Origin of the sequence: Methylocystis sp. H4A (assembly GCF_015709545.1) — a bacterium.
In the GTDB taxonomy this organism is placed as follows: Bacteria; Pseudomonadota; Alphaproteobacteria; order Rhizobiales; family Beijerinckiaceae; genus Methylocystis; species Methylocystis silviterrae.
In genome coordinates, this window is record NZ_JADNQY010000020.1 from 163,188 (window position 1) to 172,894 (window position 9,707).

Below are 9,707 nucleotides of genomic sequence, written 5' to 3' on the forward strand. Positions count from 1 at the left end.
GCGTCGCCTTCGCGGCCAGTGCGATGTTGACGGCCAGCCTTTACGCGCCAGTCATCTCCGAGCTTCTGCGCTTCGAGCCGCCGACTTGGCCAAAACTGGTTCCGGCGCTGACGCTCGCAGTGATTGCAGGAAGCTGGTACGGCGTTTGGCGTCGGTTGCTCTATCCGGCGCCGCGCGCGCCGCGAGAAGACGCGGCCCTCACTGTCGATTTGCGTTGAGGCGCGCAATGCACAAACAGCACATGTGTTGCAAAGACGTTACAGAGAGGAGAAATCTTTGCTTGTGAAAGCGAATTTGCGCCTAAAGTCGAGTGGGTCTTGTAATGTTTAATACACTGTAAACATGCGTCGAACTTCGGCGCGACAAGCGAATGCCCGCCGGTGGCGAGGCTCAAGAGACGGTTCGCCTCGGGACTCGCCGACAATGAAAAAATCGAATTCGCGCAGCTTCCTCTTCTCGCTAAGCGCAATCGCAGCGCTTGCGCCGTCCCTCTCCTTCGGCGCCGACGGCTATTTCCTTACAGGCTACGGTCCGCGTCAGCGGGCCTTAGGCGGCGCTGGCGTCGCCGACTCGCGAGACGCAATGGCCATGTCGATCAACCCGGCTGGCATTGTCGGACTCGACCGGATGTTTCAATTCGGACTCGGCGCGAGCCTGCCCGAGCGCGGGTATTCGACCGTTGGGCAGCCGGTGGTGCTGGCGCCTGGCGATGTAAGGAGCGGTCGACCGATCTTTCCCGTGCCAAACGGCGCCTATGTCCAGCCGATCGATGCCGAATCCGCATGGGGCGTCGCCAATTACGGCAACGGCGGACTCAATACGTCCTATGACTTCGGGCATTTCAAGCCTCCGGTCAAAGCGGGCCCGGGCGGCGTGATTACCGTCTCTCCTTCGTTCGGCGGCGTCCTTGGCGGCGGCTGGGCGGGACTCGATCTTCAACAATCGTTTGTGAGCGCCACCTACGCCCGAAGATTCGGTCCGATTACTATTGGATTCTCGCCCACGATCGCTGTTCAGATGTTGAATGTGCAGGGATTGAAAATCCTCTCCCCCTACTCCTCCAACATGTACAACTTTTCCGACATGGCCTACGATTGGTCGGTCGGGGGCGGCTTCCGCATCGGCTTGGAGTGGCGCGCGACGGATGAACTGCGCTTTGGCTTCGCCGGCACGACGCCCATGTTCATGTCGAAATTTGACAAATACAGAGGACTTTTAGCGGACCAAGGCAGTTTCGACATTCCGGCGAACGTGATCGCCGGCGTCGCCTATGACCTTCTGCCCAACCTCACGCTGATGGCTGACTGGAGACACATCTTCTATTCAGCGACGACCGTAGGCAATCAAAGCTTTCCCATCTGGTACGGGTCGTTCGGTTCATCCGGCGGGCTTGGATTCGATTGGCGTGACACCGATTCCGCGTCATTGGGCGCAGAATGGCGCGCCACGCCAAAGCTGGCCTTGCGCGTTGGCTACCATTACTCAACTGTCCCGGGTAGAGAGCGCGCCGCCACGCTTGCCGCGCTGGCGCCTGCTGTCGCCGCTCACTCCGTTACCGGCGGCTTCGGCTATCAACTGACGAAAAATTCATCGATCGATTTCGCCGCCATTTATGACTTCAAGAATTCGGTCAGCTACTTCGAGAACGCTCCCTTCGTCGGCCGGGCGTTCTCTCCCGCAATTCCAATAAATCTGTTTCCCCATTATAATACAAACGCTGTCATCACCGCCTGGGGACGCGCCACCCAGTTCACGGTCGGCTACAACTACAAATGGGATGCAGGCGATACGTCCTGGATCCCCAGTCATTTCTGAAAACGAGCGCTCCCTGACGGCCGCAGCGATCGGCCCGCCTGGCGCGCCTCCTAAAAGGAGGCGCGTCTTTTTATGCGTCTCGCCTCAACCGACGACGATCTTTGGCGCAGCGCGCTGCTTTTGCGTTTCGAGCAGCGTTTTCACCTTCGCCGCGAGATTGAGATAGACCGCGGCCTGCGGGCTGTCGGGCTCGGCGCCCACGACAGGACTCCCGGCGTCCGAGGTTTGACGGATCTTGATGTCGAGAGGCGCCTCGCCAAGAAAAGGCACGCCCATCTTTTCGGCGTCATGGCGCGCGCCGCCATGCGCGAAGATCTCCGAGCGCCCGCCGCAGTGGGGGCACAGGAAGTAGCTCATATTTTCAATAACGCCGAGGATCGGCGTCTCGACTTTCTGGAACATCGACACGGCGCGCCGTGCGTCGATCAGCGCCAAATCCTGCGGCGTCGAGACGATCACCGCGCCGGCGAGCGGAACCTGCTGCGCGATGGTGAGCTGAACGTCGCCGGTGCCGGGAGGCATGTCGATGACGAGCGCGTCGAGCTCTCCCCAGGCGACTTCGCCAAGCATTTGCGAAATCGCCTGCGACACCATCGGACCGCGCCAGACCATCGGCACGTTCTCGTCGACGAGAAAACCCATCGACATGATCTTCACGCCATAGGCTTCGAGCGGCGCGAGCTTGCCGCCTTCGACCTTCGGTTTGTCAGTCAAGCCGAATAGCCGCGGCATCGAAGGGCCATAGACGTCGGCGTCAAGCAGGCCGACGCGCCAGCCCTGGGCGGCGAGGCCGAGCGCGAGATTGGCCGACGTGGTCGACTTGCCGACCCCGCCCTTGCCCGAGGCGACGGCGATAATGAAACGGATCCTTTCCAGCGCCGGAATTCCGGCTTTTTGCTGAGGCGGCGGCGCGCCGGGCCCAGGCGCATGGGCATGGCCATGGGAATGGGCTTGAGCCCGAGGCGCCGGAGCCTCTGGGCGCGCGGCGCGTTCAGCGGTCAAGGTCACGACCGCCTGCTCAATGCCGGGCGCCGCCTTGATCGCGCGCTCGGCCGCGACTCGCGCCGCCTCCCAGGCCTGCGTCTGGCTCGGATCGCCGGCCAGCGAAACGAAGGCTTTGGCGCCCGATAGATTGACGCCGCTTACCGCGCCGGCGAGCGGCGCTCCGCCCGGCCCGTAGAGCCCTTCCAGAGCCTTTAAAATGTCAGCTTCCGTCGCCACGCGCCCGCTCCTTGCCCGTTTAGAGCTGTTCCAGGCAAGGCATATGCCGCGATTAGCGCGCCCCGTCCATCGGCGCGCCGCAACAATCGCCCTCCTTCTGCACGGGCGGGCATGGAACGTCGCCATAGGGGCAGAACACGCAGCAGTCTCCCGAGGGTGTCGCGCGGAACGCGTGACGGTAAGGGCCCTCATCCGACCCTCGCTAACGCGAGGGCCACCTTCTCCCGCATGCGGGAGAAGGAGAATGCCCGCCCTTCACGCGAACATCATCGCCGGATGTTCGATGACATGTTTGAATTCCGCCAAAAGCTCGGCGCCGAGCGCGCCGTCGACGGCGCGATGATCGCAGGACAGCGTCACGCTCATCATTGTCGCCACAACGGGCGCGCCGTTCTTGACGATCATGCGCTGCTCGCCCTGCCCGACCGCCAGGATCGTCGACTGCGGCGGATTGATCACCGCGGTGAAACTCTGCACGCCATACATGCCGAGATTGGACACCGCCGACACGCCGCCTTCATATTCATGCGGCTTCAGCTTGCGCGCGCGGGCGCGCCCGGCGAGCTCCTTGATCTCCTCGGAAATCTCGCGAACCGATTTCCCCTCGGCGTTACGGATGATCGGCGTCACGAGCCCGCCGGGGATCGACACGGCGACGCCGATATCCGAGGATTTGTGGCGCAGCAACGCATCCGGCGTATAGGTGACATTCGCTTCGGGCTTGCGCTGCAGGGCGATGGCGAGCGCCTTGACCACGTAATCGTTGACCGACGTTTTCCATGTCGGTTTGCCGTCGGCGCCGAGCGGCGCGGCGGCGTTGAAATCTTCGCGCAGGCGCAGCAGCGCGTCGATCTCGCAGTCGACGTTGAGATAGAAATGCGGAATGGTCTGGATCGATTCCGTCAGCCGGCGCGCGATCGCCTTGCGCACATTGTCGTGCGGGATTTCCTCGTAAGAGCCGGCCTCGAAGAATTTGCGCGTTATGTCTGCCGATGGCGCCGCGGCGAGCGGCGCCGCCTTCGTCGTCTCTCCGCGTGCAAGCGCCGTCTGCACGTCGCGTTCGATGATGCGGCCGTGCGGCCCGGAGCCTTGCAGCGCGGAAAGATCGAGCCCGCCCTCCTTCGCCAGACGGCGCGCGAGAGGCGAAGCGAAAATGCGCGGCGCGCCAGTGTCGGGAGTGACGAGCGCCATCACTAAGACCTGTAAAGGACGGCCTTAGCCGCCGTGATGACGTCCGCAACGCTCGGCAAAGCGAGCTTTTCGAGATTGGCGGCGTAGGGCATCGGCGTGTCCTTGCCGGTGACGCGCAGCACCGGCGCGTCGAGATAGTCGAAGGCTTCCTGCTGCACGCGCATCGCGATCTCGGCCGATACCCCGCACTGCGGCCAGCCTTCTTCGATCGCGACGCAGCGGCCGGTCTTCTTGACGGACTCGATGATCGTCGCCGTGTCCATCGGCCGCAGCGTGCGCAAATCGATCACCTCGGCGTCGATTCCCTCTTTGGCGAGTTGCTCGGCGGCCTGCAGCGCATAGGTCATGCCGATGGAGAAGGAGACGAGCGTCACGTCCTTGCCCGGCCTTGCGATGCGCGCCTTGCCGATCGGCAAGACGAAGTCCTCCAGCGCCGGCACTTCCGACGTCTTGCCGTAGAGAATCTCATTCTCGAGAAACACGACCGGATTGTCATTGCGAATCGCGGCCTTCAACAAGCCTTTCGCGTCGCTGGCGTTTGACGGCGCGATCACGATCAGCCCCGGCACCTGCGAATACCAGGCGGAATAATCCTGGCTGTGCTGCGCGGCGACGCGCGCCGCCGCGCCGTTCGGTCCGCGGAAAACGATCGGACAGTTGATCTGTCCGCCGGACATGTACAGCGTTTTCGCTGCGGAATTGACGATGTGGTCGATGGCCTGCATCGAGAAATTGAAGGTCATGAATTCGACGATCGGCCGCAGCCCGGCGAAGGCCGCGCCGACGCCAACGCCCGCGAAACCATATTCGGTAATGGGCGTATCGACGACGCGTCTGGCGCCGAATTCCTGCAAGAGACCCTGCGTGACCTTGTAGGCGCCCTGATATTCGGCGACCTCCTCGCCGATCACGAAGACACTCGGATCGCGCCGCATCTCTTCGGCCATGGCGTCGCGCAAGGCTTCGCGCATGGTCATCGACACCATCGTCGTGCCTTCGGGCACCTCCGGCGCGACGCGCGGGGACGGCTGCGCGGCGATGCTGGTCGCCCTGGGCGCGGGTGTTGCAGCCTCGACGGCGGCTTTGGTCGCGGCCTTGTTGGCTTCGCCGGGTTCGTCCTGCGGCGCGGTCTGGCCTGGGACTGGCGGCGCCGCCTCAGCCTGTTTTTGCGCCTTGTCCTCTTCGCCGACGCGATCGACCGGCGCGTGGTCGGCGGTGTCGGCGACCTCCTCGCCTTCCTCGGCGATCACCGCGATCGGCGTGTTGACGGCGACATTCTCGGTGCCGCCGGGAACGAGGATGCGCGCCAGCACGCCTTCGTCGACGGCCTCGACCTCCATCGTCGCCTTGTCGGTCTCGATCTCGGCGATGACGTCGCCGGCTTTCACCGCGTCGCCTTCGTTCTTGAGCCATTTGGCGAGCTTGCCCTGCTCCATCGTGGGAGACAGCGCGGGCATGAGGACATTGACGGTCATTGACTCAATCCCTCACGACGCCAGCACGTCGGTCCACAATTCGCTCGGGTCCGGCTCCTTGTCCGCAGTGGCGAAATCCGCGGCTTCGGCGACGATCTTGCGCGCATTGGCGTCGATCTTCTTGAGTTCGTCTTCGCTCATGCCGTCGGCGATCAGCCGTGCGCGAACTTGCTCGATCGGATCATGCTCCTCGCGCATCTTCTGGACTTCTTCCTTGGAGCGATATTTCGCGGGATCGGACATTGAGTGGCCGCGATAGCGATAGGTCTGCGCCTCTATGAGATAGGGGCCCTTGCCGGCGCGGCACCATTCGATCGCTTCGTCCGCCGTAGCCTTGACGATTCGCACGTCCATGCCGTCGATCTGTTTGCCGGGGATCGCGAACGCCGCGCCGCGCTTCGAAAAGTCGATCTGCGCGGAGGCGCGGGAGATCTCCGTGCCCATCGCGTAACGGTTGTTCTCGACAACGAAGATAACCGGCAGCTTCCAAAGCGCCGCCATGTTGAAGGCCTCATAGACCTGGCCCTGGTTGGAGGCGCCTTCGCCGAAAAAGGTCAAAGATACGCGGCCGTCGCCTCTGTAGGAGTTGGCGAAAGCGACTCCCGCGCCGATCGGCGCCGGCGCGCCGACGATGCCATGCCCCCCGTAGAAATTCGCTTCGCGCGAAAACATGTGCATCGATCCGCCCTTGCCCTTGGAATAGCCGCCGCGCTTTCCGGCGAGTTCCGCCATGACGCGCCTGGGCTCCATCCCGGAGGCGAGCATATGTCCGTGGTCGCGGTAGCTCGTGGTGAATTGGTCGCCGTCGCGCGCCGCCATCTTGACGCCGACGACGACGGCTTCCTGGCCGATGTAGAGGTGGCAGAATCCGCCGATGACGCCCATGCCATAGAGCTGTCCGGCCTTTTCCTCGAATCGCCGGATGAGCAGCATGTCGCGAAAGGCGGTGAGTTCTTGCTCGCGAGTGAAAGGCGGGACTGTTGACGCGCCCGCCGCGCCGCCGCCGCTTTCCTCGACCATATCACCGCTCCCGTCGCTAAGCTTCGCCGTGCAGAGTAATCCAAGACGCCGATGAAAACGAGCGTCTCGCGCTGCCGTTCAATTTGGGGAGCGCGCTAGCGCGTGTCGAGTTGCGACTGGAGTTCCTCGGCGAAGGCGGCGATTCTTTTGGCGTTCACGCCAAAGTCATGGCGTCCGTAACGCGACGCTGAGCGTAGATCGATGCGCGTCTGACCGGGCAGCGGCTTGAAGCGGACGGTGATGTCGTCGTCAAATCCCATGACGAGCGTTTTGTCGATGAAATCGATATGTCCATCGCCGCTCCGTCCGCCCGGCGGCCGCTTGTCGACGAGCGTCCAGCCGCGAGCTTTGGCCGTTTTCAGCACCAGAGCATAGGCCTCGTCCGTGTCGAGATCGACGACGATCGGTTCGACGTCGGGATAGGCCGGCCGCTGCGCCTCCCGCGCCCGGGACGGGATGCCAGGAGGTTGGAAGCCGCTGCGCGCCTCGAAAGCGGCTTTGGAGAAGGAGAAATAGGGCGGATCGGCGACGTCCGTCGAAATGTCGGAAAGCACCGGCAGACGCACCGCCTCGAAAGCCAGATAAGCCGGGTAGCCCAGCGTCAACGCCGCGATGACGAAGGCGGTCGCCGCCGCGCCGGCTCCGCGCCGTCCGGTCCGCCAAATCACGCTGCAAGCGGCGCAAAACAAAAGCAGCGCAATCAGCGCCAAGGCCATGGCGCCGCCAAGCGAAGCGAGCGCCGACGCCGGGTCAAGGGCGCCAAGTCGCCCCAGAAGGATCGCCAAAATCGCCACAGTCGCGGCGAAAATCGCGAACCGTCGGCTCCAAAGCGCGACTTTCGACCAGGGCTCGGGCGGAAGATGACGTCGCATCGGTTCAAAAGACTCGCGTGACCGCCGCCACGGGGCGGCTCGGGCGCATTTTTCGCAATTTCACGGCGAATGCAACGGTTCTCGCGCATTTGAAAAAAAGTCGGGCGGGCGCCGCCTCGGCGCCGGTTCCTTAGCGGCGCGTTAACTTGCCGAGGACAATCCTAGGAAAGCGTCCCTTGAGTTCCCCTCCTGTCGTCGAGCGCACCCATGTCCGACAAGTATTCCGTCGAGTTTAACGAGCCCCAATCCAACGGCCATCCCCATGACCTTCTCGCGCGGCTTTACCGCGAGATCGGCATTTCCGCCGTCGCCGCGGCGCTGGAAGTGGAGCAGTTCGCTCAGCAGCCGACGGCCACGGTCGAGCGCCTAGACGATCGCCGCTTGCCTGCGGTGCTTCTGGGCGACGAGCTCGCCGCCTAGCTGGCGCTAAGCAGGGCGGCCCTTGACACGCCTTTTATGGCTGCCGGCCTGCTTCCTTGTGACCCCGGACCCCTATATGCTTCGGGCAGGAGGACAACGCCATGCGCAAGGCTGTCGCCCTATTCCTGCTCATCGTCCTCGCCACGGTTGGTCTGACAACCGCCGCCGCTGCCGACGTACGCGTGCGCGGCGCGCACGCCCGGGTTCATCGCGTCGCGCCGCCGCCGCCATATACTGACGACGGCTATTTCTCTGATTATGTGACCGGACCCACGGGAGCGCCAACGCCCATCATGCAAGTGCCGGGCTCGGCGAGCGTCGTCACCCGCAAGATGATGGACGACTTCCAGTCGCGCAATCTCTGCGACGCGCTGCGGCTCGCGCCGGGGGTCAGCGGCGGAGGCTGCTAGAGGTTCGCCGTTGTCGGCATTTGGCGGCTGTGGCGGGCCGTCTACTCGACATGCGTCAGTCGAAGAGTTCAGGACGGCGAAGACGCAGCGCCTGAACGAGCGCGAGCGTTTTCATGTCGACGAAGCCGTCCGCCGCCATCAAAGCGGCGAGTTCCTTGAGGCCCAGTTCGACGACGCTAACCTCTTCGTCTTCATGTGCGACGCCGCCGCCGTCGCCGACGCGATCCTCGGCCCGGTATTCAGCCAGATAAAGCGTCATGCGCTCGGTCGAGACGCCCGGCATCGACCAGGCGGTCGCGACATGTTCGAGCGCGCCGAGCCGCAATCCGCCTTCTTCGAGCGCCTCGCGTTTTGCCGTGGCCGCCGCGTCATCCTCGCCCTCGACGAGACCGGCGATCGCTTCGAGCGAATGCGTCGCGCCGACGGCGATCAGCTGCGCGCCGCGCAGCTGCTCCACAAGCAGCGCCGTCTTGCGCGCGGGATCGTATGGCAGCACGGCGGCCGCGCAGCCATGGTCCTCGACATCGCGCAGGAAGGTCTTTCCGTCCGGCATGCGGATGGTCGCGATCGACATCGTCGCCCAGCGCTGGTGCGTTTGTTCGAGTTTGACGACGGAAGGCTTCATGGGGAACTTAATCTCTTGCCGCTATCTGAAATTGAATAGGCCAAAAAAAGGGGCAAGAGCGCGGCTCCTGCCCCTGTACTGACTGTCTCAGCGCGCGCCAGCGGTCACTCGATGATGCTGGCGACGACGCCGGCGCCGACGGTTCGGCCGCCTTCGCGGATGGCGAAGCGCAGCTTCTCCTCCATGGCGATCGGCACGATCAGCGCGACTTCCATCGTCACATTGTCGCCCGGCATCACCATCTCCACGCCCTCCGGCAATGTGACGATGCCGGTCACGTCCGTCGTGCGGAAATAGAACTGCGGACGGTAGTTGGTGAAGAACGGCGTATGACGGCCGCCCTCTTCCTTGGTGAGGATATACGCCTCGGCCTTGAACTTCGTGTGCGGCTTCACCGAGCCCGGCTTGCACAGCACCTGGCCGCGCTCGACGTCCTCGCGCTTCGTGCCGCGCAGCAGGCAGCCGACGTTGTCGCCCGCCTCGCCCTGGTCGAGCAGCTTGCGGAACATTTCGACGCCCGTCACCGTCGACTTCGTCGTCGGACGGATGCCGACGATCTCGACTTCCTCGCCCACCTTGATCACGCCGCGCTCGATGCGCCCCGTCACCACCGTGCCGCGGCCCGAAATCGAGAACACGTCCTCGACCGGCATCAGGA

Annotated in this window: 11 protein-coding genes; 4 read left to right on the forward strand and 7 right to left on the reverse strand. The window is 63.8% G+C overall.

The window, feature by feature from the left end; all coding sequences use genetic code 11:
* Positions 1-23: 23 nt before the first annotated feature.
* Positions 24-218 carry a hypothetical protein gene (locus IYW40_RS21725; protein ID WP_246720693.1) on the forward strand — a complete coding sequence of 65 codons (195 nt, stop codon included), beginning with the start codon at positions 24-26 and terminating at the stop codon, positions 216-218.
* Between the two features lie 205 nt (positions 219-423).
* A complete protein-coding gene (locus tag IYW40_RS06795; RefSeq protein ID WP_196399949.1) occupies positions 424-1,815 on the forward strand; it encodes an outer membrane protein transport protein in 1,392 nt (463 codons plus the stop codon).
* 84 nt (positions 1,816-1,899) lie between these two features.
* Here IYW40_RS06795 and IYW40_RS06800 read toward each other — a convergent pair whose 3' ends face one another.
* From IYW40_RS06800 to IYW40_RS06820, 5 genes are all read right to left on the reverse strand, one after another.
* A complete protein-coding gene (locus IYW40_RS06800; RefSeq protein ID WP_196399950.1) occupies positions 1,900-3,036 on the reverse strand; it encodes an Mrp/NBP35 family ATP-binding protein in 1,137 nt (378 codons plus the stop codon).
* Between the two features lie 255 nt (positions 3,037-3,291).
* Positions 3,292-4,227 carry a 2-oxo acid dehydrogenase subunit E2 gene (locus IYW40_RS06805; RefSeq protein WP_196399951.1) on the reverse strand — a complete coding sequence of 312 codons (936 nt, stop codon included), beginning with the start codon at positions 4,225-4,227 and terminating at the stop codon, positions 3,292-3,294.
* Between the two features lie 2 nt (positions 4,228-4,229).
* Positions 4,230-5,702, reverse strand: coding sequence for a pyruvate dehydrogenase complex E1 component subunit beta (locus IYW40_RS06810; RefSeq protein ID WP_196399952.1), 1,473 nt, complete (start codon positions 5,700-5,702; stop codon positions 4,230-4,232).
* A gap of 12 nt (positions 5,703-5,714) precedes the next feature.
* The gene (pdhA, locus tag IYW40_RS06815) at positions 5,715-6,722 is read right to left on the reverse strand and encodes a pyruvate dehydrogenase (acetyl-transferring) E1 component subunit alpha (protein ID WP_196399953.1); all 1,008 of its coding nucleotides are present in this window, start codon (positions 6,720-6,722) and stop codon (positions 5,715-5,717) included.
* A gap of 95 nt (positions 6,723-6,817) precedes the next feature.
* A complete protein-coding gene (locus tag IYW40_RS06820) occupies positions 6,818-7,594 on the reverse strand; it encodes a DUF1499 domain-containing protein (RefSeq protein WP_175094615.1) in 777 nt (258 codons plus the stop codon).
* A gap of 207 nt (positions 7,595-7,801) precedes the next feature.
* Here IYW40_RS06820 and IYW40_RS06825 point away from each other — a divergent pair, with 207 nt between their 5' ends.
* A complete protein-coding gene (locus IYW40_RS06825; protein WP_196399954.1) occupies positions 7,802-8,014 on the forward strand; it encodes a hypothetical protein in 213 nt (70 codons plus the stop codon).
* Between the two features lie 101 nt (positions 8,015-8,115).
* Positions 8,116-8,424 carry a TonB-dependent receptor plug domain-containing protein gene (locus IYW40_RS06830; RefSeq protein ID WP_196399955.1) on the forward strand — a complete coding sequence of 103 codons (309 nt, stop codon included), beginning with the start codon at positions 8,116-8,118 and terminating at the stop codon, positions 8,422-8,424.
* A 55-nt stretch (positions 8,425-8,479) separates the two neighbouring features.
* Here the strand turns inward: IYW40_RS06830 and IYW40_RS06835 are convergent, their stop codons facing one another.
* Both IYW40_RS06835 and IYW40_RS06840 read right to left on the reverse strand, forming a co-directional pair.
* On the reverse strand, positions 8,480-9,049 hold the full coding sequence (locus tag IYW40_RS06835; RefSeq protein ID WP_196399956.1) for an NUDIX hydrolase: 570 nt from the start codon (positions 9,047-9,049) through the stop codon (positions 8,480-8,482).
* Positions 9,050-9,153: 104 nt separating this feature from the next.
* Positions 9,154-9,707 (reverse strand): EF-Tu/IF-2/RF-3 family GTPase (locus IYW40_RS06840; protein WP_246720687.1); only part of this gene is annotated, 554 nt, incomplete at its 5' end.

Excerpts from the sequence above, each read along its gene's own strand:
- IYW40_RS06795 (WP_196399949.1), top strand. The coding sequence starts at position 424 with ATGAAAAAATCGAATTCGCGCAGCTTCCTCTTCTCGCTAAGCGCAATC.
- IYW40_RS06830 (WP_196399955.1), top strand. The coding sequence starts at position 8,116 with ATGCGCAAGGCTGTCGCCCTATTCCTGCTCATCGTCCTCGCCACGGTT.
- IYW40_RS21725 (WP_246720693.1), top strand. The coding sequence starts at position 24 with ATGTTGACGGCCAGCCTTTACGCGCCAGTCATCTCCGAGCTTCTGCGC.
- IYW40_RS06825 (WP_196399954.1), top strand. The coding sequence starts at position 7,802 with ATGTCCGACAAGTATTCCGTCGAGTTTAACGAGCCCCAATCCAACGGC.
- IYW40_RS06835 (WP_196399956.1), bottom strand. The coding sequence starts at position 9,049 with ATGAAGCCTTCCGTCGTCAAACTCGAACAAACGCACCAGCGCTGGGCG.
- IYW40_RS06810 (WP_196399952.1), bottom strand. The coding sequence starts at position 5,702 with ATGACCGTCAATGTCCTCATGCCCGCGCTGTCTCCCACGATGGAGCAG.
- pdhA (WP_196399953.1), bottom strand. The coding sequence starts at position 6,722 with ATGGTCGAGGAAAGCGGCGGCGGCGCGGCGGGCGCGTCAACAGTCCCG.
- IYW40_RS06820 (WP_175094615.1), bottom strand. The coding sequence starts at position 7,594 with ATGCGACGTCATCTTCCGCCCGAGCCCTGGTCGAAAGTCGCGCTTTGG.
- IYW40_RS06805 (WP_196399951.1), bottom strand. The coding sequence starts at position 4,227 with ATGGCGCTCGTCACTCCCGACACTGGCGCGCCGCGCATTTTCGCTTCG.